Raw genomic sequence first — 24031 nt, forward strand, 5'->3', positions numbered from 1 at the left:
ACCCGCCCGGGCATGGAGGTGGGCGAGTCTGCGCGCACGCGCCCACCGCGATCGGTTCGACCTCGACACGCGAAATGAGGTTCACCCCGGATGCCGACGCAGCAGGTATCAGTTTTATCAAGACCGGCTGAGCGGCCGAAGGACGATTCAACGCGTCGGTGCGTCACCCTGTGTTGTCCCGGTGTATCGATCCGGCGTGGCTGCCCCCGCAGGGCACCGGCGAGCGCCTTACAGTTCGACCATGGACTCGCGGAATACAGGTGACGAACAGCAGCGCGCAAGCGAGCCTGACAACATCAGCGGTGCTACAGGAGAGGCTCCTTTCGGCGGCGACGACCGCGGTGACGGTGTGGTCATTCCGGCGGACTTCGGAGCCGGGAGTTCCGGGCGCGGCGGTGACCGCTTCCCCAGTGTGGAACCGGATCTGTCGTCATCTGTCGACGACGTGGTGTTCGAGGATTCGGTGATCGAACTGACTGCGCGACAACGCCGGTTCGTCGAAGTAGCAGCGTGGACGTTGGCCGATGATGTCTACGATGCGATCGAGGAGCTACACCGACGCCCCGGGTCGGCATCGCACAGCTCGTCGATTCTGAGCGACTTCCCACCGGTGACGTGGACGCGGCCGGCGGCATGGTGGCGTGAGCAGGCCCGCTGCTTCGACGATCTCGCACTCGAGGCTCAGGCCGGTATCGACCCGGATCCGGTCTGCACCGGGGAGGAGATGGCGCTGCACTTGATTCTCGGTCGAGCACGGGCAATGGCCACCGACGAGTCCGATCGCCGTATGGATTTGGTCGGCGACATCGCCGCGCACGACAACGACAACGACTGGGAAGGTCCGCTGGACTATCTGTTCCAGGACCACGATGTGCTGACGTTGTTCGACAATGACACCAAACCGCATCCTGGTGCAGTCAATCTCGTTCCCGCGGAATGGTTCACCCCGTTCGTCGACATCGAGTCCCGCAGGCCCGATCGCGGCTTCCGACGCTGACAGCCCACCCCGGCGGTAGGTAGATCCCGGCGATCCACGGGGCCGCGCACCCGGCACCGCGTTGGCAAAGCCCCGTAGTTCTCGGTTTCGAACCAACGTGGCCCGAGACATCGACAAGTGAGCAAGCGTGCGCAAACCAGGAGTGGAAGCCATTGATTCCAAATAGCGGGGATGGGCTCGTTCCGATACGGAAAGGCGGTGAAGTGGAGTAACACGGCCCGGCCTGCCCTGCGATGTACAGGACACGTGCGTTGTTGCCTGCGACTGTTCGCAGGTTCTGCAGCACGTGTGGATTGCCGGTCCGAGAGGTGGCCCGGCAGTCGTTGTGCCCGGTGCCTGGAAGAGGTTGCCGGGCACACAGACAGCCCTACCGCATCATGCAAGGTCAGCGGTGGGGCTGTTCTGGTTTCTCGTGAGCGCCTGTCGCCGTACCGCGATGATTCGGTCGGCCGACGAATCGTTCTTCGGTGGTCGAGACCATTGCGCCGATGTCGTCGGTCAGGATGCACCGCACGGTGAGGTTGTCCCCGAACAGGGTGCGGTCCGCAGCGACGAGGAACAGATCACATCGCAGTCGATCGTCACCGCGGACGGGTCGGTGTTCGCGGCCGCGGTGATCGACATGTTCGAGCAAATAATCCGCGACGTCTTCGAACAGATCCAGCAGTAGTCGGGCAGCCTCGCCGCGACCGATCACAGCTGACGGATGCGTTGCGGTGGTGCTCGGACATTCGTGTGCCGCGATCGACAGTGAAGTGTGCTCGCCGAGCAACCGGTCCGGCGCGATGTTCCCGAGGACGAGCCCGACATCCAGTATTTGGGATCGTCGGTGGGAACCGAGCAGCGCGGTCAGGCCTCGTAGCGAGGGCGTGCGGTCTGTGCTGCAACCGGAGTTCGCGTCGGTCACCGTACCGGGCCGTCTTGCCACACGGGGTCGGACCTGTGGTGTGAGTGAACGGTCATGATCATCGATATGGTCCTGCGGTCATGGCACGTACTTCGTCTGGTGACCTGGCACTTTTCGTCACGGCGTCAGCGATGTCAGGGCGTCCGCGAGGTCGGCGTGCAGAGCGAAGGTCTCGTTCAGCCCCATCAGTATCAGCGGCCGACTCGTAGTGGGACCGTTGGCCACGACAGCGAACTTCGAGACCCCCTGGACTCGCCGGTGCGCGTCGATGAGAACTGTCATGGAAACCGCGGCGAGGAAGGCCACCTTCGTGAGGTCGATGATCAGGGCCGATGGTGTGGCCTCGGCGACTGCGGCATCGATCGACACGATCAGGTCTGGGGTGGTGCGCAGGTCCAGGTCACCGCGTACGGACAGAACGGTTGCAGTTCCGACTCGTTCGACTGCGATGCCGAGAGGGCCGGAACCGACCGCGTCGTTCTTCATGACACACTCAACACCTTTCGACCCGGCTCACCCCGAAGTAGCTGCACCCGGGCACATCCTATCCATGGACCCGATCTGTGAGCTGCGGATTAGCCGCACGACCGCGGCGCAGTGGGATTCGCACCGGAACCGGTGCGCGCAAGTGTGTGCAGTGCTCGAGAGCAATTCAACGCCCGGGTTTCCTGACCCGGATGACTGGGTCGGTGCGCTGCGGGTCCGTGGTGTGATGTGCAGCCGCGCTCTCCGACACCCGTTTTTATCGGGCACCCCACACCACGCTCCGGCGCTGGTCATGGGTTCGCTTCTGTTCTCGCTCGGGCCTGTCGTCTGGACGCCCGTACCGACCGGGTCACCTGAATTGCTTCTCCGACAACGAGAACGAACAGCGCGCCGAAGAGCATGATCAGGGACACCGCAACAATGCCGATCAATACCGGATACATCAGATTATGAGGCCCTTCCTCGACTACTTCGCCTGTTCGAATTTTCTTCCCTGGACGGGCGTCGCCGCGTCCGACGACAGTTGGTCATCGTCCGATGAGGAATGACCCTGACAACGTCCGACTGCGTGCATCTACACGTGTACGTGGGTGTCGGCGACTCCGGTGCAGTAGTGCCAGTCCGGTGATCATGCCCGCGGCGACGATCCCGATCAGTAGCCTCACCTGCTGTGACCGCGCGGCGTCGGAGGTGTCATCGGTGCTGACATCGTCGAGCTGCGCTTCGGCAGTGGACTGCGCATCACCGACAACGTCACCGGTCCGGGCCGCGTGGTGTGCAGTCGAACCGACTCCGTATCCGGCCTCACCGGCGGTGCCGCTGATCGTCCGGCGGCCATCAGCTGTGGGTTCGATAGGTTCGGTGGGGTCGGCAAGAGCATGCCTGCCTTCCCCTGATCGGGGACGCCGGACACCGCTCGCTGCGCGTGCTCCGTCGCCGGTTGCCGGTCCCGCCGACTGCTCGGCTGCCCGCTGGGCGACGTGGTCGTCATCGCGTTCTCGATCCGGCATCGGGGTCCTCTTTCCTCGAAATTCTTCTGTACACGGTAGGACGCCCGCGACGTCGAGGACCGAACCTCCCGAGGCAGTGATATAGGACACAGTTCGTCGAGGTGAGGCCCGCCTCGCCCGCGAACGATGTCCGCCGATGCGCCCTGGCCGGGCTGCTTCCTGCGCGATGTCCGAGGTTTGCCGGTTCGATACAGGTCGGTACTCGGCGTCGCGGAAAGTTCGTGGTTCTCCGTTCGGTTTCGGCTGGTCCGCTCGTCGGTATCGACGTGACCAACAATCATCGTGAGTCTGCCGCAGCCGTATCGCCTTCGGGTTCGCCGCCGCATCCTGTCCGGCCTTGCGGGGTGATCGCCCGGTTCGGTGATCTGGTCTCCCACGCCGATGCAGGGGAGGTGGTCAGCCTCGGTGAGGGCTCGACCCCGCTGCTGCATGCACGGTATCTGTCGGATATCACCGGATGCACGGTGTACCTCAAGGTCGAAGGGGCCAATCCGACCGGATCGTTCAAGGATCGGGGGATGACCACAGCGGTCACCGCGGCCAGATCGCGCGGCGACCGGCTGCTACTGTGCGCTTCGACCGGTAATACGGCGGCCTCGGCGGCAGCGTATGCCGCACAGGCCGGCTTGGACTGTGCGGTGCTGATCCCCCAAGGGCGTATCGCGTCGGGAAAGCTTGCCCAAGCGCACATCCTCGGTGCCCGCATCGTGCAGATCGACGGCAACTTCGACGACTGCCTCACCGTTGCTCGGTCACTGGCGGAGACATTTCCGACCGTGGGCCTGGTCAACTCGATCAACCCGGACCGCATCGCCGGCCAGAAAAGCGCCGCCTACGAAATTTGCGACACCCTCTCGCAATCGCCGCAGGTCCACATTCTGCCTGTCGGCAACGCCGGCAACATCCACGCCCACTGGCTCGGATACAGCGACTATCTCGCCGCAGGGATCATCGACTCACGGCCACGCATGCTCGGGGTCCAAGCCGCAGGTGCCGCGCCCCTGGTCACAGGATCGGTGGTCGAGAACCCGGACACCATCGCCACCGCCATCCGGATCGGTTCGCCGGCGTCGTGGCAGGCCGCGCGTCGCGTGCAGAGCGAATCGAACGGAATGTTCTGCGCTGCCACCGATGCCGAGATTCTCGACGCGTATCGTCTGGTCGCCCGAGCCGAGGGCATCTTCGTCGAGCCATCCTCGGCCGCGTCGATCGCAGGGCTTGTGCAAGCAGTGCAGAACGGGTGGATCGAACCGGGATCGCTGGTCGTGTGCTCGGTCACCGGTAACGGGCTCAAAGACCCCGAGGTCGCCCTGTCCAGTATGTCCGAATCCGTCGCTGTGGTCGCCGACCCGGAAGCCGTTGCCTCTGCGCTCACCCTGACTTGAGGCACCCACACCGCCCGCAGCGTCTCGCCCCGTGCGGCTCGAGTCAGCCCCGGATGTGTCGTTTTCCGAGTTCCCGTGCCTGGTCGGGACGTCGTTCGCGCTGTCTACGACCGGATCACCTGCAAGAATCTTGGGCGATGAGCGCTCGTTCGTGCGATAACCCCATGGCAGGGATCCGGCGGTGACCGGGTCGCCGCCTTCCGCGCGACCCTTCAGGGCCTCGGATTATTCCTGGATCGTACTGTTTCTACGATCCCGATCACAGCAACGACCGGCGCAGCTCGGCGCAGCAAGTGGCTGCATCGCGTTCGGCGTGTGGGCTGTGTTCATGATGGCCAGCTCCCTGTGCCCGGTCTCACCGGTCGCCGTGTTCGTCCTCGCGGCGGCAGCGTCGAGCACTTTCGTTGCGGCGGGATGCTGGATCGCCCGGCCATGGCCGTCGGAGCGGGTATCGATCGTTTTCGTCGCCGGGGCGGATCTGATCATCGCTGCATCACTGTTCACTTTCACCGAACCTGCCGCAGCGTCGCCGGGCACGGGATGGTTCGCCTTCATCGGTGTCTACGTCGCGTTCTTTCACGGCGCGCGGTTGTTGATCGTGCACCTGTGCTGGGCTGCGGCTGTCACGGTGGTGCTGTTCGCGTTGTCGCTGTGGACCACCGACATCGACCTCTGGTTCTACATCTCCCGGCTGGTGGTGCAACTCAGTGTGATCGGCGCAGCTCCGATCTTCACCCAGATCGCGGAGGGTGCGCTGCGCCGAGGTGCGCACAATTCCCATCACGATCCATTGACGGGATTGCTCAATCGTCGCGGCTTCCGCGCAGCCGTCGGCGACCGCATGCGGCCGGCTTGTCCGACCGCAGCGAGAGTAGGTATTCAGGCGGTGCTCATGATCGATCTCGATCGATTCAAATCTGTCAACGACACCCACGGGCACGATCACGGTGATCGAGTGCTACGCCGGATCGCTCGCATCGTCACCGAGGCATGTTCGGACTCGGAGCTGGTCGCCAGGATGGGGGGTGAAGAATTCGTGGTGGCCACCAGCCTGCCGGTAGCCACGGCCACCGATCTGGCCGAACGGATACGGCAGAGCATCGATCGGTCGGGCACGGTCACCGCCAGCGTCGGGCTGGCCTCGGCCGCACCCAGCAGGACCGTGCCGGGCGCGTCCGACATCGACGACTTGATCACGCGCGCCGACCAGGCGATGTACCGGGCCAAGAAGTCGGGAGGAAACAGAACAGTCTGCGACGGACCCTGAAGCCGCGCATGCGGCCATGGACGTCCACCACGACGTCTGCCTGCCGACAGGCACCGTTACTGCCACAGTCAACGGCGCGCCGCCGACGTAGGTTGCCGCAAATCATTCCTGAGCTGCTCCGATCGCGGGCGAAGCGCGCTCTCAGCTGACGCGGCGACCATTGTGTGCGGTCTTGGCTATACGTATGTGGGTGCGCGTGGCGAGCGAAGGGTCCCCGACCATCGACACTGCGTCGCGGCACACCGCATCGACTGCAGCCGCGACGGCTGCCAAGTCGTCGGGAGAATCTGCGGTGACCTCGAAGTCGAATGTCCGGACTCCGCGGTCGATGATCGCTGTACCTTGTGCAGAGTGGATGTCGGCGCGTTGCGCGAGCACACGCGCCGCACCGGCTGCAACCTGACCGAGGTCGGCGCAGAGTCGACCCTCCGGTCCGCTTCCCTCCAACTGAAGTGTCTTCGCCTTCGGCGCGGCAGTATGCAGGGTGAGCCAACGCAGACCCGACAGAACCAGAACAGCCCCGATCGCTGTTGCCGCCCAGGGCCACCAGGGGGCCTGCGATGCATTCACCATCTGCGGCGCGGTGACCAGCTCCGGCAACCCGCGCAGCGTTTCGATGTTCCATACCGACGCTGCTGCCCACACTGCTGCTCCGGCACCCACCGCGATCAAGACCAGCCCGAGCAGAAAGGTCGCGAGGCGGTCCAGTGCGATCGATGTGCGCGTCATCGGGTTCCTCCGGTGCGGGTGCGGACAGATACTTTCGGTACCGGCGTCAGCGATGTCAGTGCGGTGCGTACCGCATCGGCGACAGCGCCGGGTGTCGCTGCGTCGCCGGTGGTCTCGACCTGGATGGTGACTTTCGTGCGGGTTGCACTCGTGCGCGCGGACAACACCCCGGAGACCGATTCGGCGGTGATCGAGGAAATCCGGGCAATATCGGACGGTTCGATGAACAGTGCTGTGGCCGAATCGATGTCGACTGCCTTCTTGCGCCTGGGAGACAGTGAGGTCAGCACCAGCCACAATCCGATCAGCGCGGCCACGATGCCGGCGGGAATCATCGCGCCTGCGGGGCTCAGACCATCGATCGAGTCGATGGCCGCGCCGGTCCAGGACCGGCCGGAGATCCAGCCGGCGGCGACTACGCCGTCATGGATTCCCACGGCACCGACGCCGATCAGCAGTACTGCGATCAGGGCGCCGGTGTAGGCGGCAGTGGGTACGGCGCGGGGGGTGCGCCCCGGCGCCGGATCGAACACCGCGACGTTGTCGAGGTGCGTGCCCGCTTGGGGGTCGGCTTCGCTGTCGGATCTGTCGGTCGACGCGGGGAGAGCAGCGGTGCGCCGCGCGGCGCCGGCGCCGGGGTCGGGGTCAGGGTCAGGGTCGATGAGGTTGTGCCGGGGGCTCATGTCACTCTTTCCACTCTGATATCGCCGTTCACCGTTGGTTCGGTGACCACGACGGCGACGCTGACATCGACGCCGTCGACGGTCAGACCTGCCCAGGTCGACAGCGCGTGGGTGACGTTCGCGCGTACTGCCGCGGTCACAGTAGTGAGCGGCTGCGGCCACTGCACCGCGATGTCGACGGTGGCACGCACGTGGTCACCGGACACGCTCACGTCGACCCGCGGCAGTTCGCGGCCGGTGAGCTTGTCGAGTCCGCCGGCGTGAGTGCGCACTCCTGCGGTGTCGAGGGCGGCGCGGACGGCGAGATGCTGCGCGACCTTGTCCTTGACGGTCAACGTGCCGCGGTTCGATGGCGCTGCCATCTGACGCCCCTGTCCCTCTCGCGACCCCTCCGACGCGAGAGGGCTCGAGGGATGGGCCACGTCAGCCACGGCCGCGGCCTCGTAGGAGTGCACCGAGGTCCAGTTCACCGTCGCGGTGGGCACCGAGTGCATAACCGGCTGCGCCGAGCAGTAGGGCGAGGACGAACCCGACGAATCCGCCGGCCGCAGCGGCGATCGCCAGAAGCAGGCCGGCGAGCAGGCCGACTGTGGAAGTAGTCATGATGGTGATCCTTCGTCGAGTGAAGCAGCGTGGATGGACATTCGGGCCTGATGGGCAGGTGATGATTCGAGCCGGAGGCCTGCAGCAAGCGCCTTGTCAAGGGCTGGTGTCAGGGGCTGTCGATGCGGCGTATACGTAGTTGTCGCACCCTGACGATGGCGCGGATCGGGCCGCAACTGGTGCGGTGCACCGCGGTGGTGGTGACGACACCGGCGCAGTAGACACCACCTCCGTACGCGGCATCGATCTCGGCGAACGCGCGAGCGAGCGCCGTCGCCGATCCCCCGACGTCGGGGTGCAGTGCCTGCGCTGCACTACGTCGGGCGGTGCATCGGTCGCCGTGGGTCAGCCATCTCCCCACATCACCGGCGTCACTGTCCGGGGACGGTAGGGAGCACGCCGGCTCCGTCACGGCCGCTCGCGTGCAGGTCCGCTGTCGACGGGTTCGGCTGTCGACCCCGGTACGACGTCCTCGACCGTGACGTCGACCGTGCCGCCGGTCAGAGCGGACACGACGCTGCGGACACGGACGGCGGTGTCGCGGACCGAGGCGTCGAAGACGATGCTCACGTGCACTTCGGTGACATCACCGACGGTGCGGATCCCCGGCACTCGGCGACCGGGTAGGTAGGTTCCGACCTCCCCGAACATTCCGGGATGCAGGGCTGCGACGCCAGGGACCGCGCGCACCGCTGCAGCGAGCAGGTCGACCTCGTCAGCGCCCGCGGGTTGCTTCGCCGAAGTCACTGCACCCGGGTGATCGTGGACTCGTCACTGTCCTTGTCATCCGACTCGTTGTCGAGGTGTACGTCGTGGACAGCGATGTTGACTTCGGTGACCTCGAGGCCGGTCATCCGCTCGAGTGCTGCGATGACGTTACGACGAATACCGGCGGCGAGGTCGGCAATGGCTACTCCGTACTCGGCGACGATGTCGATGTCGACGGCGGCCTGCTTTTCTCCGACCTCGACCGAGACACCCTGCGAGTGGTTGACCGACGCACCTGGAATGCGGTCACGCAGGACACCGACGACGCGGGATGCGCCCCCGCCGAGGTCGTAGACCCCGTGTACCTCGCGGGTGGCAAGCCCGGCGATCTTGGACACCACCGTGTCGGCAATCGATGTCTTGCCCTGACTGCTCACCAGAGCCGAACTACGCGATGAGCCTGCTTCGTCCGTGGTGACTGCGGGTGCGGTGGGCGTGGTGCTGGTCATCGAAAATGGTCCTTCCGAGGGGAGGCAAGTGGGCGTACATCAGGGAGGACGGATCGAACCTGCCGGACCGGACACCGCCTTGATGTGATCTATATCACGTTTGAGGTCGGGGTCGCGGGTGTAGATCTCTGTGGACGGGCCAGCCGACCTCGGCGCGCCGCACTTGCCTCATACCCACGACGGCGTCGATGGGACAGGAGTGCCGCGATGACACCACGCTCTTCTCTGCCGTCGCTATCTCTCTCCTCCGAGGTCAGTGACCGTGTGTTGGTCGACGCAGCGGTGGCCGGCGACCGCACCGCGTTCGAGACCCTGGTTCTGCGGCACGGCCCTGTGCTGCATCGATATGCGCGGCGCATGCTGCGCGACGAGGGCGCGGTCCACGAGGTCGTACAGGACACGTTCGTCGCGGCATGGCGACAACTGTCCAGCTTCCGAGGCGACTCCGCGGTGCGGACCTGGTTGTTCGCCATCTGCTCGCGCAAGGTGATCGATTCCACCCGCGTCAAACATGCCCAACCTGTCGACGACAAACTGCTCCAGCCCCTCGCCGATCCCCGGGCGGTCGACCCGTTCGAATTCGCCTCCAACGCGCAGTTCGTCGAGGCACTCGAAGCCGCACTCGCCGAGCTTCCTCTGCGTCAGCGTGCATCATGGGTGTTACGGGAAATCGAGGGGCACACTTTTCCGGAAATCGGAGCCGCTCTGGGATTGAGTCCCGATGCTGTGCGGGGCCAGCATCGTCGCGCCCGCGCGATGTTGAGTCAACGACTGATGAGGTGGCGATGAACGACGATCCTGTCGCTGCATTCTGGACAAGAGCCTGCACCGTCCTGCGAGAGCTACCCGAACCTGGGTGGGACCGAATCGCCGGCGCGGTGGTCGACGCCGTTCGCGCCGCCCCGCGCGGAGGCTGGCCGATCGACATGAGCGAGACCGGGGTCAGCGATGACACCTCGGCCCTCGGAACACTCGCGGTCAGCGATCTCGTTCTTCGCGGCGCGATCGCACGTGCAGTGCGTCTCGACGAGATCTGCGTCCCGCGTGTCATAGAGGTGCTCACCGACAATGCTCACCTGCGCACGATCAGGGTCGAACTCACCGCCCGATACGGCAGCGAACTCGACATCCTCGCCGACCGAATCCGCCGCACCGTACTCGATGTCGTCGACGACATCATGGGTACAACTCCGGTCGGCTCCGGAGACGGAAGTAGCTCTACCCGCGGCGGTCCTGCGGTCGATGTCGCAGTCACCGACATCGTGGACGGCAATCCGCTGACGTCGTGACCGGCGGTCAGCCGCCGCCTATTTTCACTTTCTACGATGTACTTCCAGACCGACCATCACTCCCGTGCCATCTGGCGTCGCTTCACCTCCACGCGTGTGCTTTCATCAGGGGCCATGGACAACACCGATGCCACCAGCGCTTCCATCCTGGCCGCCACACCGATCGGTGCCACCGACGACGCCTCCGATATCGCCACGGCTGCCGCCAGAGAGGGCCTGGACCCGGCGCAGCTCGGAGCGATGCTCATCGCGCTCGGTGGATCGATATCCGACGAAGACGATCTGGTCGTGCTCCTGCAGCGCATCGTCGAGGTCGCCGCCGACGCCATCGACGGCGCGGACAGTGCCGGAGTCACCATCGAACTCGGCGGCAGCATCTACACCGCAGTCCACACCGACGATCGCACCCTCGAGGTCGATGCTCGTCAATACGCCGCAGGTGACGGGCCCTGCCTGCACGCTGCCCGCAGCGGCGAGATCGTCTTGGTCGATGTCGATCACTGCGAGCAGCGCTGGCCGGGGTTCGCCGCCGACGCCGCGCGCGAAGGCATCCACTCGTTTCTCGCAGCGCCGCTGCGTACCGCGGACATCACTCTCGGTGCGCTCAACCTCTACGGCCGCGCGCCCGCAGCATTCGACGCACTCGACGCCGACGTCCTCGATGTGCTCACCACCGCCACCGCACGCGCGATCGGTGACTACGCACGCTTCAAGTCCGCATCCGAAGTATCGATCGCTCTGCGCGAAGCAATCGAACATCGTGCGCCCATCGAACAGGCCAAAGGCATGCTCATGGCATTGCACCGCATCGATGCCGACGCCGCGTTCGCGCTCATGCGTTCCCAATCGCAGACTTCGCACCGCAAACTCCGCGACATCGCCCACGACATCATCGACACACTGACCACCACTGCACCGGGATAGTTGCTTCGCACCCGAGATCCGCCGCGCCCGACCCCGATGTCAGTGTCAGTGTCAGTGCCATGCCCCGGCATGTCCGCCGGTGTCGGCTCCAGAGCAGTATCCAACCGCTCATCGGCAGGTACGAGCTGCGGCATTGTCTTCGGCGGCGACACCCCGACCCTGCAATGCTCTCGACCTCGTCGAGCTACAGCCGTCGCTCGAAGCCCAGCAAGCGACCACATAATGTGATCTGTATCACTATTGCGTACGGTGTGGGTCGCTCTCGTCGTCACACAACAGGTCGGCTTCGAACGCGATGGCGTCGCGCACCTCCAGATTCGGGGGTGCCCGGGGTCGACCGCGAAGCATACTCCCCACTGGGGGCCGCTTCGCCTGTGTGCGGCGCGCACCGACCGCCCCGCGCACACCGCCCTTCGGTGACAAGTCGCAAAGTCATCACCTGCACGTGTCGCTGCCGAGTTCATCCTCGGTTCTGCGGTTACGCAGGCTCGACGCGTGACCCCTTGCGGTTCGTCACCGTTCACACGATCAGAAAGTACTGGAAACTATGTCCGAAGCACTCAACAACGCTCTGTCGACCATCGCAGAGTTCGTGCCCAAACTGCTGCTGTTTCTGGTGATCCTGGTGATCGGAATCGTCATCGCCAAGGCCATCGGAAAAGCTCTCTCGGCCATCCTCGAACGCGTCGGATTCGACCGTGCGGTCGAACGCGGCGGAGTGAAGAAAGCACTCGAGAACAGCAAATACGATGCCAGTGACGTCGTCTCGAAGATCATCTACTACGCCTTGGTGCTGTTTGTGTTGCAGTTGGCATTCGGGGTGTTCCCCGCTAATCCGATCAGCGTGCTCCTGAGCCAGATCATCGCGTTCCTCCCGCGCCTGATCGTGGCCATCATCATCATCGTGGTTGCCTCGGCCATCGCAGCCGCAGTACGTGAGCTGATCTCGAACTCCCTCGGCGGACTGTCCTACGGCAAGACCCTCGCCAACATCGCGTCGGTGTTCATCCTCGGTTTCGGTGTCATCGCAGCTCTCAACCAGATCGGTGTCGCCACCACGGTCACCACGCCGATCCTGATCGCCGTCCTGGCCACACTCGGCGGGATTCTCGTCGTCGGTGTCGGCGGCGGACTCGTCCAGCCGATGGCCAAGCGCTGGGAGGGCTACTTGACCAAGGCCGAGGACGAAATGCCCCGGATCAAGGAACAGGCCGCCAACGCGCCCTCTGTAAAGCAGCAGGCCCAGCACGCCAAGAACGAAGCACAGCACCGCTACTGATCGACCGGCATGCACCTCGGTGCGTGGGTAGACATCCACGCACCGAGACCCCGCCGCCACGCGCGCCGTTTCACGTCATGCGGTCAACCTGCCACATCGACGACAAGTCACCGACGGCACGCCGATCTGCGGGCTGCCGGGTCGGCGCGGTGCAGTGTCCGGTCGACGATCGAACGCTCCGGCAGATGCTCGACCCTCCCACCCGCGAACGGACCGATCGCCACGAGCTCGAAATACACCGTTCTCGACCTGTGCAGCGCCGGTTGTGAGGGTGTTACGGACGTCGGCCCGAGTACTACCAGTTGAGTGCATGTCTCGCCGAGACATCGGCGTTGAGCACGGTTGAACTTCGAGTCTCAGCCCAGCCCGCTGGACTTATGCGGTTCGGATGCAGGTTCGGTGGGACTCGTACTGTCCACGATCAGCCTGTGTGCAGCAGTGCAGACCTGGGCTGAATCGACGGTGAAGAAGTAGCTCCATTGATTCGACGACGACGCTGGAGCGTCGGGGTCGAGCGGGCGAGCGACCAGGGCGCAGTAGAACCGTTGGCCGATAACGGCGATGGCACCGATTCTTTCCGAAGGTTGAACCAGGTCAGCGTGACGTACCCCGTCGGTGGCGGTGAACAGTGCACGAGGTGCGCCGAGTGCCTTCACATACGGGTGCTTGCGTGCTAGATGCTGCAGCGTTCGCGCCATGTCGGCGGTGCACAAGTCGGGTTCTCGGAATGCGATCACGATCGTCAGAGTTTCGGTGGTGGTCATTGCGAAGTCGAGCAGGTGATCGGAGATGAACGTGAGCAGCGAGATCGACGTCGTGTCGGTGGCGCGATCGTCGAGTATCTCTGTCAACGGTCTCGTCGCAGGAGGGCGTGGCAGCATAGGAAAGGACGACGTCGGGGATGCATCGAGGGGGCGGGCCGCCCGAGGTGAAATCTTTGTCCGTACGCGGCACCCCACGCGATCGCCTTGTCCTTCTGTCTCTCGGTTTCGATTCCTTCGGCGATCAGGGCGACATCGAACCGGCTCGCGTAGGCAAGGACGGCAAGCAAGGTGGCGAGCTTGTCGCCGGGGAGGTCGTCGTCGAGCAGCGATCTGTCGAGTTTGATCACCTCGGGTGCGAGAAGGGGCAGTACCACCATCGAATCGGGGTCGGCACCGACGTCGTCGAGAGCGATGATGATGCCGTCGCGCCGGAGTCGGTCAGCGGACCGGAGCAATCGCGCCGGGTCGGTGAGCAGGGAGCGTTCAGCGAATTCCGCGACGGGCCGAATCTGCGAGCCGCCTGATCGCAACAGTTCGCTGAGGCGGCGGGCCGAAGTCGACGAGTTCTCGGAGGACATTGCGTCGGCTTCTATGTTGACGAACAACGTGCGCGGCGGGTGGTCGGCGGGGGTGAACTGTGCCGCTGCAGCAACTGCTGAGGCTATGCATCTACGGTCCAACTCCTCGGCCATTCCCATCGTGCGGGCGATGTCGAAGATCTGTTCCGGCGACGTGTCGGGGAAGGCCGGCCACCTGGTCAGTGCCTCGTGGGCAACCACCAGCCCGGTCCTCGAGTCGACGATCGGCTGAAAAACTGAGCTCAGTGAGCCGAAACGCTCATCGAAGTCACCGTCGACGCCCAACTTTCACCCCATGTTCTCGATCCCCGTACTGCACGTGCACAGAAACTGTCGTTGCCTGTGCCGAGGCACGCAGGGCGTTGTCTGCTTACGGACTTTGCCGGCTCTTCCCAGATGAGGGTGTAGGTCGGCCGGGCGCGTCGGTCCGCAGATAGACGTCGAGGTCTCCCGACGATGGAGGTTCCTACGCCATCCATCCGAAAGACCTCGACGTGTCCGACGTTACCCCGCCGGCCGGCTTCGGCCGCCCTGACCTGACCGCCTTCGCGGCTCATCCCAATCGACCCTGATCGGGTCTGCTGACCCCCTCGACGAGAACGCAGCGACATCACAGCCACCCAACCCCGACCGCCCGGGAAGCCGGGGCACGTCACATGGCCTGTGCTGCGGGCGTGTCGAGTGGGTCGTCCAGGGGCGACGCAGGAGAGTCGACGCGACGTGCTGAGAGGTGGTTCCAACCGAGCGCTAGGACACCGGCTACAGGCATGGCGATAGGTCAGGAACGGCGTCGCTCCCTGCGCAGGAGGGAGCGCAGAGTCTCGGCGTTCGCATAGCCGACCCGTAGCGCGATCTCGGCGGAGGTGAGGTCCGTGGTTGCTGAGAGGTGCCGCGCTCGTTCGATGCGAAGCCGTTGGACGAAGCCGAGCGGAGTGAGGTTGAGCGCCGCACGGACTCGTCGTTCGAGGGTGCGCCGGCTGGTGCCGAGCGACTGCGCGACGAAGGCGACGTTGAACGGTTCGTCCAGGCGGGCGCGCACGAAGCGTTCGAACTCGACGACGATCGGGTCCTCGTGCCGGAGATGTTCGTAGGCGACGAAGGCCGCCTGCGACGGACGCTCGTCGATGATGAGGAGCTTGGCGACATGTTGGGCCAGGTCGGGGCTGATCGATCGCACGAGTGAGAGCGCGAGGTCGATGTGGGCGAACGCGGCGCCGGCGGTGACGAGGTTCCCGTCGACCACGACCATGGTGTCGAGATCGAGGGCGACGGTCGGATAGCGCTTCAGGAACTCCGGCCCCAGGAACCAGCTGGTCGTCGCCCGCCGATGATGCATCCGTCCGGTCTCGGCGACGGCGAACACGCCGGTGCACGCCGCGGCGATCCGGGTGGTCGCGTCGTCGAGGCGCCCGAGTGAGGCGATGACCGAACGTGCATCTCGGCTCTGGAGGGCGTCGTTGGTAGCGGCGGCCGTGAGGGTTCCAAGCGCAGGGACGACGACCACGTCGAACTCTGCGGACTCCGACAGCGGGTGGTCCACCGACAGGGTCATCGATGCCGTCGTGGTCACTCGCCGTTTCGGTCCGAGGATGGCGAGTTCGATCGGGTCGATCCGCGGGTCGACATCGCCGCGGGCTCCGTCGGCCACCCGCACGATGTCGATGACCGACGCGACAGCCGAACCGAAGCAGCCGTCGATCGCGATCAGTCCGATACGCATGGCGCGAACAATAGCAATACTGTCGTATACGCCACTCCCCACCGGCCCTCGCTCGTCATAAGCTGAACTCGCCCCACGAAGAACCCCGACTTCAAGGAGAACCCCTCATGTCCACACCCGCATCACTTCCGTATGCCTTCGTCGCCAAGATCGTCGCGGCCGATGGACAGCACGACGCGCTCGCCGATCTGCTCGCCGGCGCTGTCGCTCTCGCCAACGAAGAAGTAGGAACGATTGTCTGGTTCGCGGCTAGGACCCACGCCGACACCTTCTGGATCTTCGATGCATTCCCCGACGAGGCCGCTCGCGACGCCCACGCCAACGGCGCCATCGTCGCAGCCCTGATGGCCAACCAGCACCTCCTCGGGGCAGCACCCGAGATCCTGGCGGCCGACGTCCTCGCGTCCAAGCTCCCGTAGTCCGCCAACGCACGAGACGATCGCGCCCCGTCGAGCCGTCGGACCCGACCGCCTCGACACCCGCACCACGTTGACGATCCCCGACGGGCCGATCACGAGGAGGCCAGGCAACACCAGGCGCAAGCCTGGAGCGGCACTGTTTCACCGGTGGTCATCGAGAGAGCCAGCGCGGTTCCATGGCAGCGCAACTGTGTCAACTTGCCCTCCGTCCCGCGAGGCCAACTCCTACACCCCCGATTGGGATGAGCCACTTTGCCACAGGTGCCGATTCCGACGACGGCGATGCTCCTGAATGGCTGTGCGCAGCCGCACTGTCGACGAGTCTTCAGTAACGTGAAGCAGTCTGATATCCCTCCCGGCCGTCGGACATGATCGGCGTTGCTTTGTCGTCGACAGTCATCCGAAAGATGCGGAGCATCAGCAATGTCAGAGCACAGCGTGTTCGACCCCTCCGAGCGTGAACAGGACTCGGTTGTCCGTGCTCTGCTCGATGATCCCCACGTCGATGTCGTCGACACGACAGACGAACAGCTGGCCTCGCTTCGTCGGTTGCTTCCAACGACGGCCGGTGATTCCGAGGAGATGCGGTGGGTGCATTACCCGTGGCGGCGCACAGTGGTTCGCGTCCTCGGTCCACGCGGCTTCGATCAGCTACGGCTGGACCGCAACAGAAACAAGATCACCTCCGAGGAACAAGCTCGCTTCAGAGACCTACGGGTGGGAGTGGTCGGGTTGAGCGTCGGCCACGCCGTCGCTCACACCCTTGCGCTGGAAGGACTGTGCGGCGAGTTGCGTCTGGCCGACTTCGACGAACTCGATCTCTCGAACCTCAACCGAGTCCCGTCCTCGGTGTTCGACTTGGGCGTGAACAAGGCGGTCGCCGCGGCCCGACGGATCGCCGAGCTCGACCCCTACCTGAATGTGCAGGTCTTCGCCGACGGTGTGAATGCTGCGACGCTCGATGGCTTTCTGGACGGGCTCGATCTCGTGGTGGAGGAATGCGACTCGATCGACACCAAGCTACTGATCCGCCAACACGCCCGCGCCCGAGGCATCCCCGTGGTGATGGAGACCAGCGATGGCGGCGTCCTCGATGTCGAACGCTTCGATCTCGAACCCGACAGACCGGTGTTCCACGGACTGCTCGGCGAGATGGAAACCGCGGATGTGGCCGACATGACCGTCGAGCAGAAGAGCACGATCGCAGCGACGTTGCTCGAGCCGACCAAACTGACCCCGAGAATGATTGCGTCGGTGCCGGAAATCGGGCGCACGCTCTCGACCTGGCCGCAGCTCGGCGGAGACGTCGCGCTCGGTGGTGCCGCTGTGACCGCCGCTGTGAGAGCATTCGGCCGCGGTGAACCGCTCCCGTCCGGTCGACGGCGAATCGACCTGGATTCGTTGGTGCGCACCGGAGTCGATCCGACGGTTGGACCGGCAGGGGGATGAACGGGCACGCCACGACAACAAGGGCCGCCAAACATTCTGTGCCGGGATCGCGCCCAACACTGATTCGAGGAATCATCGGATGAACGTGATCGACAAGTCGTCTCGTCGGCATCCAAACCCGTGGCGGTCACGGCTCGATACCCGTACTACCGCGGTCATTGTCAGCGCTACCGGCGCTGTACCGCTGTTGGCCATTGCCCTGTTGTCTCCGACGTTTTTGCGGCCGAATGCGCTTCCGGTTCTCATCGTGGTGCTGACGTTCACCGCGGTAACCGTGCTCTTCGCTGCCAAGGTGGGGCGGTTGAGCGAACGTCAGTTCGCGGTCCTGGGTTTCGGGGGTATGACCGGAGTCGCTATCAGCGCCTACCTGGTCGCGGATCCGTCCGGGACGCGCGCGGTCACCTCGATGCTGGCGATCGTTCCGGCTATCGCTGCGTCGAGTTCACCGCCACGCGTGACCGCGCGCCTGTCTGCGGCCTCGGTGGTCATGGTCACGGCATTGTCGGTGGTCAGTGTGGGTTCCTCCGGTTGGGCGGTGACCGCCGTTGCGATCGGTGCCGCCGCGACCACGGTGCTGGTGCCGGTTGCGCTCATCGGCGGCCTGCGCCGAACCCTGACGTTGGTGAACGAAAAACTGCAACGGTTGGCCGACACGGACCCGTTGACCGGTCTTCTCAATCGCCGTGGATTGCTTTCGAGTGCACAGGTTCTCGTGCACCAGGCGTGCGAGCGGAAAGAACTACTGGCTGCTTTCGTCGTCGATGTCGACCATTTCAAGACCGTCAACGACACCGACGGTCATACAGCCGGGGATCGAACGCTCGCTGCAGTCGCAGACACTCTGGCGTGCGCTGTGCACGCAGCGGTCGGCGAAAACGATGCGATCGTCGCTCGAACCGGTGGCGAGGAGTTCCTGATTCTCGCCCCGCACCGAGACGGCCGCGAACTCACTGAGCGGATACTCGATCGAGTCCGGTCCGACTGCAGGGTGACCGTGAGCATCGGAACGGTGACGCTCGACGTCCGGCCCATCGCACCCGGTGACCCGGCGTTACCCTCCGCAGACGTTGCTTCGAGCGAATCGGGCGGTCTCGATCACGTGCTCGACGCCGCCGTCCGCGCCGCCGACGCCGCGCTCTACCGCGCTAAAGCCGACGGACGAGATCGCGCGTACCACGCGGGCACACTCACGATCACATGGTCGGGCAGCCCCAGGTCCGGTCAGATGAGAACGAGCCGCCCCGAACTCTCGACCAGCCGTCACGCCGCCGACGGGACGCGCTGAGCGTTTCCACACAATGAGCGGGCCTCGCGGACCATCGACTCCCACACCTCGGGTCTCGCGCTGCGGGCCAGCGTGTGCATGTCCCACCACATCATGACGGTCCGGTATTGCTCGCTCGGGTACGCCGCGGCCGGGATGGCGTGGTCGATCCGCCCGCCGGAGCTTTCCCACAGGCGCAGGACGTGATCGGCCGCGCTGGCGAACAGGTACCGGCTGCCGGTCAGTTCGAGCGTCGGCAATGCTGTCCGAGCCAGCACATTCGACACCGTCCGCCCTGCGGCACCCGCATCGACCCACGCGCTTTTCATTTCTACGATCCCGTGGGGGATCCGGGCGTGCAACAGTTCGGTGACCAGAGGCAGTCCAGGCGAGTCCTGCCATTCGGTGAACACGTGGGACTGCTCGATCATCGTGTAGGGGCCTTGTGCCCTGACTCCGCCGAGCATCTGTCCTGCCCTGTCGAGCACCACGTAGAACAGGGTTGTCGTGGCGCCGGAGGCGACTTCGTCCAGATCGAGCGCAGCGGTGACACCATGGCGTGAGTACGATTCCCACGCTCCTTCGACATAGCGGGACCACAGTTCCGGGGATCCCGATGGTGTCGCGGCCGTCAATGTCATGGTTCCACCGGCGCAGCGCGTCGACCGGGAACCGACGTCGAGCCCGTGACCGACGGGACGGACGAGCCTGTCTGTCTGTGTGCTCTGTCGGCTGGCCGACGAGTTGCGCGTAGCGTGCCGATCGGCTGCGGACTCGATGGCATCGGCCGAGTGCGAGCTCGAAAGTACGGGGATCGTCATCGATGAGGCTCCTGAGGGGGTGGTGCCCGATAACCCTTCTGGGGCATGTCGAGCGAGTAGTCGGTGTGGAACAGCTAACACAGCTATTGTGCAACAAACAAGCCTACGGACCGGAGGAATGCTTCAAAACATCCTTTCAGTCTGTTAACGGCGGCTCAAATGTGTTATGTCACTGAATTGAGCGCGTGGAAGTCGCACAGTTCATGATTCATCACATCACCTGGTTGCGTGGAGCCGGTTTTCAGCGAGGATGTGTCGGTCAACGACTTCGGTTCGCTCCGGATGTCGCTCAGGCACAGGTCGTCCTACGGCGGAGCGAGACTACGGTTTCTTCGCCGCACACGAAGAGCGGCGGGCTAATCCGCACCCATCGGGAACACGATCGTTGTCGAGTTCTTGCGCTGCTCTCGCTCTCGCCATCCAGCGGGTGTGTCTGGTTCTCTGCGTGCCCGATACGTGACGAACTCTGTTTGAATTCATCCATGGTTGCTGCAGGAAGTAACACAAATTCTGGACCCGCTATTGGTGATGAGGTCCAGCTCCGGAGGGGCGGGGAAATGGTGTCGGGGATCGTCGTCGAGGACTACTCCGATCAACTTGTCTCCGGTCCCGCGTTGGGTCGCGACTGGGCGCACCCGCATCGATGGGCTGTCGCGTTGAACTCGGGAGAACTCGCCTTCGTCGACGACGGTGATTTGCTGACCGAGATCGACGGAAAGAAACGGTGAGCGGTGGCGTCCGAGCAGCAATGTGATCGTTGGTTGCGTTTGCCGTGTTGTGGGAGCCGTTCGGGGGAGCGTCGGCATCGGATGTATTCGTCGAGTTCGGACTCGGGATGGGTGAGTATCGCTGCCCGGTTGAGGGAACTGACTGGACGCACATGATCGAGATTGCCTCGACCCGGCGTTACGGGATCGGTTGGTCGAGTATTCGCGACGCCGGGATGAGTGCGTGCGCCGCGTCGGCGAATAGTGAAGAATAAGCCGAGCGTCACCACTGTTTCGGTACCGATGGGTGGCGGATACGGACGACGAGAGGTCTGTGCGCTCCCGGTAGGTTGAGGATGCGGTGTGTCGGTTCCGTCGTCGCGGCGGTACGACGGAATCGACACACCACAATCGCGACAGCACTCGCACGAGGCTGTGCGGGATCTCGTGCAACGACCGACCAGCGTGCCTCGACCTCTCTCACTCAGCTGGGTTCCAGCAGAGAGTTGTTCGCTACTCGACGACGTCGGACCAGTCTCCCGCCGCGTCCGGGTCGAGGAACCCGAGAAGATCGTTCAGCATCTTCTCAGCGCGGCTTTCGACGTCGGCGAGGACGGATTCGATGTCGCCGAGAAAGTCATGAGCTCGTCTGCGTGCGAGTGTTCCACGTTCGTAGTAGCCAGAGTCGAGTAAGGCCGTCGATGCGGGTTCCGGTGCAAGATCCGGTTCTGGGCGCTGAGCCCGAATTCGATGGCGTGGGTGGATAGGCGCTCGCCCGTTCAGGTGCATCCGCACGATGTCGGCCACCGCACGCGGGGTGAGCGGGGTTTCACTCAGCGGGGTGTGGCCCCACCGGTCGATCGGAGTCAGCAGTAGCTGTTCGCTGGCCGGATCGAGATGCCGGTCACATCCGGCGAGTTCGGTAACGCCTACCTCCTCGATGGCATCAGCGAGCATGCCGTTGCTCGGGTACCGCTCGTAGTGCCCGAGTACCTCGCACCAACGTCGATACACACTTTTCGGGGATACACCCGATCTCACCAATCTGAGCGAGGTGACGGCGTGAGCGCCGTTGGCTGTCTCGACCTGTAGAGCATCTGCCTGCAGATCGACAGTGACATCGCACATCCGCACCGCCGCGATCTGCGTAGACGGCAGACCCGTCGAAGCCAACACAAGCATCAGGGCGTCTCGTCGCGCGAACAACGCTGTCGGCCAACCGAATTCAGGCAGCTGCGCGACAGCGGATCCCAAGTGGACCACGAGATCGTGCAGTCGTTCTGCGCGGGCCACATCGAGGGCAGTCCGGACGGTCTCTGCGCGTCCCGGTGGCGGTAGGTTGCGGCGGTAGTGGGCGGCGTCGATGACCGCGATACGTCGGCGTTGTGTCCCCGTCGCTGCAGGATGCGCTTGCAGGAACCAAGCAAGCGATTCCGGCGAGGCCGGCACAGCCGGCTGATCGAGAGCGGCGCACCAGTCCTCGAACAGTGACCAGGTGTGCCGATCCCGCTCCACGACAGACGCTTTCACGCTACGTGCCGCATGCACCGGATCAGGATTGGCGACGTCGGCTGCAGGTGCCGCCCAGACTTCGGTCGGCTCGCCGGCGCACGTGCCCCCCGATCTTCGAGTTGGCTCATAATCCTAGGTCGGTGACGGCGTTGCCGACCAGCGGCGCATGCTCGCGCGCGTAAATTTCGACCATGCCGGGTGTGGTGTGTCCGGTTTGCCGCATGATCGCGTGCGCGTCGGCGCCGTTGCGGAAAGCTTGGGTGACGAATCCTGCCCGTAGTGAATGCCCGCCGAGTTGTGCGACGGTGTCGGGGTCGTACCCGGCGTGAGCGGCGCGGCGGCGGATGGCCGCATGTACCGCAGCCCCGGACAACGCGGCGCCGGAAAGGTTGCCGTTCTTACGGATGGACCGAAACAGGGGTGATCGTTTCTCGGCAGTGGGCAGGGGGCCGCGACAGACGTGAGAATCGAATTCTGCTGCGCGGGAAAGTAACCGAATGACGGCGACTCTGCCGCCGGTGTCGAACGCGGCGACGATCTGCAGCCATCGCACCCATGCGCAGACCGGGCAGGATTCGTGCCGATCGGTGAACGGTAGGGCTTTGACGGTTCCGGTGCCGTCCTGGTCGGTCTTGGACTTCCGGATCCGTACGTGTGCGCCGTCGAGGCGGTCACGGCGGATATCGCGGCATTCGAGGGCGACGAGTTCGCTGCGGCGGAATGCGCCGGTGTAGCCCATCAGCAGCAGCGCGGTGTCACGCCGTTCGAGCACCTCCGACGCCCACCCGGACGCACTGCGGCGTGCGTAGTCGACGATCGTGGTGATGTCGGAGGTCAGCAGCGGGGCACGCCGGTTGCGGGGCCGCTCCCCCGCCGACGCGTAATCCCGACGAATACCTGCGAGGGTGGCGCGCACGATCTCGTGCCCACAGGGGTTGTCGTGGCCGGTAGCGCGGTGGCGGTCGGTGATCGCTGCAATCCATTTGCCGAATGTCGACGGCGCGTACGCCCGCGTGCCGTCGACGGTGAGTGTGTCGGCCGCGGCGACGAGGTATGCCGCCACCGTCGCGGGGTGCGCCGGTAGCGGGATCTGTCCGGCGGCGATGCACCAGGTCTCGAATCGTCGCCACGCCGAATCGTAGGCGCGGCGGGTAGCAGGAGACCGTGCCGACGCCATCGACCGTTCTATCCGAGCCGCGATCTCGACCGGCAGGTCCGGAAACACCGCCGCACCACTCACTGAAACGACCGAATACGTGTCCAGGACCTCATCGAGCTGCCGTTCTGCCATGACAGGGACTGTAGCGAGCACCCCCGACAGCTTTTTCGAGTCCAAAACACGCTGAACAGGCGTTTCAGCGATGATGGTGCGGGAAGGAAAATTCTCGTAGGTCACCGCACACATAACGTTGGTGACTATGACCCCGGCGCGAAAACGGACTTCTCGGCTGACGCCGCGTATGCATCGTCGCGGACAACCCCGCTCCATCGGGCGATAGCTATGTCGGCGGATGTTGCAGCGGGATCCCGTGGTCGAGGAACAGTTGCACCGTCTCATCCAGCTCCGCTGCGGTGCTGCACCCCCAGCGTAGGAAGTTGTACAACGACCTGGCGGATGCGGGATCGACGCGCGCTGCCGCGATGGCGGCCTCGGCCGCAGCGTGCGCGTCAGCCCATAAATCGCGCTCGGGTGCGGGGTAAGACGAGCGCGTCGGAGCTGTCCCGGGATCGACCGGCTCATACGGTCGTGGGCGCAGCAGAGATGCGTGCGCACCGCCGGCATCGATCTCACCGCTCTCGACCATCGCAATGCCGATCGCTGCGGCCTCGAGGACTGTCGCCTGCTCGTCCCAGTGCAGGTCCTCGAACGGAACCCACGCTGTCCGCAACGGGCGAGAACGACCGGCGGCCTTCCAGATCGCAACGAGTAGTGCCCCATAGAGTGGTGTAACTCGGTGGCCGAGATCGTCTGCGATTCCGTGTTGTGCACGGGTGTAGAGCGGCCACCGTGTGATCCTTCG

27 protein-coding genes and 1 pseudogene are annotated in these 24031 nt (G+C 64.6%); 11 read left to right on the plus strand and 17 right to left on the minus strand.

The genetic code is table 11. From position 1 onward, the window contains the following. The first annotated feature begins 241 nt into the window (after positions 1-241). Positions 242-997: a hypothetical protein gene (locus tag ABZ677_RS23975; protein ID WP_358373939.1), complete on the plus strand. Its 756-nt coding sequence runs from the start codon at positions 242-244 to the stop codon at positions 995-997. Between the two features lie 385 nt (positions 998-1382). Here ABZ677_RS23975 and ABZ677_RS23980 read toward each other — a convergent pair whose 3' ends face one another. From ABZ677_RS23980 to ABZ677_RS23990, 3 genes are all read right to left on the minus strand, one after another. Continuing rightward, the gene (locus tag ABZ677_RS23980; protein ID WP_358373942.1) at positions 1383-1904 is read right to left on the minus strand and encodes a hypothetical protein; all 522 of its coding nucleotides are present in this window, start codon (positions 1902-1904) and stop codon (positions 1383-1385) included. A gap of 117 nt (positions 1905-2021) precedes the next feature. Further along, on the minus strand, positions 2022-2390 hold the full coding sequence (locus tag ABZ677_RS23985) for an STAS domain-containing protein (RefSeq protein ID WP_358373945.1): 369 nt from the start codon (positions 2388-2390) through the stop codon (positions 2022-2024). Positions 2391-2917: 527 nt separating this feature from the next. After that, positions 2918-3400, minus strand: a complete 483-nt coding sequence (locus tag ABZ677_RS23990) for a hypothetical protein (protein WP_358373948.1) — start codon at positions 3398-3400, stop codon at positions 2918-2920. A 344-nt stretch (positions 3401-3744) separates the two neighbouring features. Between ABZ677_RS23990 and thrC the strand changes: the two genes are divergently transcribed. Beyond that, positions 3745-4785, plus strand: coding sequence for a threonine synthase (gene thrC, locus ABZ677_RS23995; protein WP_358373951.1), 1041 nt, complete (start codon positions 3745-3747; stop codon positions 4783-4785). Positions 4786-5113: 328 nt separating this feature from the next. Beyond that, on the plus strand, positions 5114-6052 hold the full coding sequence (locus ABZ677_RS24000; RefSeq protein WP_358373954.1) for a GGDEF domain-containing protein: 939 nt from the start codon (positions 5114-5116) through the stop codon (positions 6050-6052). 141 nt (positions 6053-6193) lie between these two features. Here ABZ677_RS24000 and ABZ677_RS24005 read toward each other — a convergent pair whose 3' ends face one another. The 7 genes from ABZ677_RS24005 to ABZ677_RS24035 form a co-directional block, all read right to left on the minus strand. Continuing rightward, complete coding sequence (locus tag ABZ677_RS24005; RefSeq protein ID WP_358373957.1) at positions 6194-6781, minus strand: alkaline shock response membrane anchor protein AmaP; 588 nt, start codon at positions 6779-6781, stop codon at positions 6194-6196. Beyond that, complete coding sequence (locus tag ABZ677_RS24010; protein ID WP_121873805.1) at positions 6778-7464, minus strand: DUF6286 domain-containing protein; 687 nt, start codon at positions 7462-7464, stop codon at positions 6778-6780. The genes ABZ677_RS24005 and ABZ677_RS24010 overlap by 4 nt, the downstream gene beginning before the upstream one ends. Further along, positions 7461-7826: an Asp23/Gls24 family envelope stress response protein gene (locus tag ABZ677_RS24015; protein ID WP_052063198.1), complete on the minus strand. Its 366-nt coding sequence runs from the start codon at positions 7824-7826 to the stop codon at positions 7461-7463. The genes ABZ677_RS24010 and ABZ677_RS24015 overlap by 4 nt, the downstream gene beginning before the upstream one ends. Before the next feature lie 61 nt (positions 7827-7887). Beyond that, the gene (locus ABZ677_RS24020; protein ID WP_032375671.1) at positions 7888-8067 is read right to left on the minus strand and encodes a hypothetical protein; all 180 of its coding nucleotides are present in this window, start codon (positions 8065-8067) and stop codon (positions 7888-7890) included. Between the two features lie 109 nt (positions 8068-8176). Next, positions 8177-8479: a hypothetical protein gene (locus tag ABZ677_RS24025; protein WP_008720704.1), complete on the minus strand. Its 303-nt coding sequence runs from the start codon at positions 8477-8479 to the stop codon at positions 8177-8179. Continuing rightward, a complete protein-coding gene (locus ABZ677_RS24030; RefSeq protein WP_008720706.1) occupies positions 8476-8814 on the minus strand; it encodes a hypothetical protein in 339 nt (112 codons plus the stop codon). Before ABZ677_RS24030 ends, ABZ677_RS24025 begins: the two co-directional genes overlap by 4 nt. Then, on the minus strand, positions 8811-9284 hold the full coding sequence (locus tag ABZ677_RS24035; protein WP_008720708.1) for an Asp23/Gls24 family envelope stress response protein: 474 nt from the start codon (positions 9282-9284) through the stop codon (positions 8811-8813). Before ABZ677_RS24035 ends, ABZ677_RS24030 begins: the two co-directional genes overlap by 4 nt. Before the next feature lie 207 nt (positions 9285-9491). On the opposite strand from ABZ677_RS24035, the gene ABZ677_RS24040 reads away from it, so the two are divergent. The 4 genes from ABZ677_RS24040 to ABZ677_RS24055 all read left to right on the plus strand — a co-directional run bounded on the left by ABZ677_RS24040 (position 9492) and on the right by ABZ677_RS24055 (position 12776). Then, the gene (locus tag ABZ677_RS24040; RefSeq protein WP_358373963.1) at positions 9492-10073 is read left to right on the plus strand and encodes an RNA polymerase sigma factor; all 582 of its coding nucleotides are present in this window, start codon (positions 9492-9494) and stop codon (positions 10071-10073) included. Next, entirely contained in the window at positions 10070-10573 is a 504-nt protein-coding gene (locus ABZ677_RS24045) for a hypothetical protein (protein ID WP_080733455.1), read from the plus strand. The genes ABZ677_RS24040 and ABZ677_RS24045 overlap by 4 nt, the downstream gene beginning before the upstream one ends. 114 nt (positions 10574-10687) lie before the next feature. Continuing rightward, positions 10688-11497, plus strand: coding sequence for a GAF and ANTAR domain-containing protein (locus ABZ677_RS24050; RefSeq protein WP_032375669.1), 810 nt, complete (start codon positions 10688-10690; stop codon positions 11495-11497). Between the two features lie 547 nt (positions 11498-12044). Next, on the plus strand, positions 12045-12776 hold the full coding sequence (locus ABZ677_RS24055; RefSeq protein WP_358373966.1) for a hypothetical protein: 732 nt from the start codon (positions 12045-12047) through the stop codon (positions 12774-12776). A 356-nt stretch (positions 12777-13132) separates the two neighbouring features. Here the strand turns inward: ABZ677_RS24055 and ABZ677_RS24060 are convergent, their stop codons facing one another. The 3 genes from ABZ677_RS24060 to ABZ677_RS24070 all read right to left on the minus strand — a co-directional run bounded on the left by ABZ677_RS24060 (position 13133) and on the right by ABZ677_RS24070 (position 15838). Continuing rightward, positions 13133-13627 (minus strand): hypothetical protein, encoded by a 495-nt coding sequence (locus tag ABZ677_RS24060; protein ID WP_358373969.1) that lies wholly within the window; start codon positions 13625-13627, stop codon positions 13133-13135. Next, a complete protein-coding gene (locus ABZ677_RS24065; RefSeq protein WP_358373972.1) occupies positions 13624-14403 on the minus strand; it encodes an EAL domain-containing protein in 780 nt (259 codons plus the stop codon). Before ABZ677_RS24065 ends, ABZ677_RS24060 begins: the two co-directional genes overlap by 4 nt. 493 nt (positions 14404-14896) lie before the next feature. Then, positions 14897-15838, minus strand: a complete 942-nt coding sequence (locus tag ABZ677_RS24070; RefSeq protein ID WP_003941078.1) for a helix-turn-helix domain-containing protein — start codon at positions 15836-15838, stop codon at positions 14897-14899. Between the two features lie 107 nt (positions 15839-15945). Between ABZ677_RS24070 and ABZ677_RS24075 the strand changes: the two genes are divergently transcribed. The 3 genes from ABZ677_RS24075 (at position 15946) to ABZ677_RS24085 (ending at position 18991) form a co-directional block, all read left to right on the plus strand. Next, a complete protein-coding gene (locus ABZ677_RS24075; RefSeq protein ID WP_006247389.1) occupies positions 15946-16257 on the plus strand; it encodes an antibiotic biosynthesis monooxygenase in 312 nt (103 codons plus the stop codon). A gap of 423 nt (positions 16258-16680) precedes the next feature. Next, on the plus strand, positions 16681-17706 hold the full coding sequence (locus tag ABZ677_RS24080; RefSeq protein WP_358373980.1) for an Rv1355c family protein: 1026 nt from the start codon (positions 16681-16683) through the stop codon (positions 17704-17706). Positions 17707-17785: 79 nt separating this feature from the next. Then, positions 17786-18991 (plus strand): GGDEF domain-containing protein, encoded by a 1206-nt coding sequence (locus tag ABZ677_RS24085; RefSeq protein ID WP_008720740.1) that lies wholly within the window; start codon positions 17786-17788, stop codon positions 18989-18991. Here ABZ677_RS24085 and ABZ677_RS24090 read toward each other — a convergent pair. Beyond that, entirely contained in the window at positions 18967-19791 is an 825-nt protein-coding gene (locus ABZ677_RS24090; RefSeq protein ID WP_358373983.1) for a hypothetical protein, read from the minus strand. The genes ABZ677_RS24085 and ABZ677_RS24090 overlap by 25 nt on opposite strands. 557 nt (positions 19792-20348) lie before the next feature. Between ABZ677_RS24090 and ABZ677_RS24095 the strand changes: the two genes are divergently transcribed. After that, positions 20349-20519 carry a hypothetical protein gene (locus ABZ677_RS24095; RefSeq protein ID WP_232433770.1) on the plus strand — a complete coding sequence of 57 codons (171 nt, stop codon included), beginning with the start codon at positions 20349-20351 and terminating at the stop codon, positions 20517-20519. A gap of 492 nt (positions 20520-21011) precedes the next feature. Here the strand turns inward: ABZ677_RS24095 and ABZ677_RS24100 are convergent, their stop codons facing one another. From ABZ677_RS24100 to ABZ677_RS24110, 3 genes and pseudogenes are all read right to left on the minus strand, one after another. Beyond that, positions 21012-22028, minus strand: coding sequence for a recombinase (locus tag ABZ677_RS24100; RefSeq protein ID WP_358373986.1), 1017 nt, complete (start codon positions 22026-22028; stop codon positions 21012-21014). A 106-nt stretch (positions 22029-22134) separates the two neighbouring features. After that, on the minus strand, positions 22135-23301 hold the full coding sequence (locus tag ABZ677_RS24105) for a site-specific integrase (protein WP_358373989.1): 1167 nt from the start codon (positions 23299-23301) through the stop codon (positions 22135-22137). A 208-nt stretch (positions 23302-23509) separates the two neighbouring features. Further along, positions 23510-24031, minus strand: a pseudogene (locus tag ABZ677_RS24110) (hypothetical protein); the annotation flags it as partial.

Source organism: Rhodococcus sp. NPDC006774, assembly GCF_040636045.1.
GTDB lineage: Bacteria > Actinomycetota > Actinomycetes > Mycobacteriales > Mycobacteriaceae > Rhodococcoides.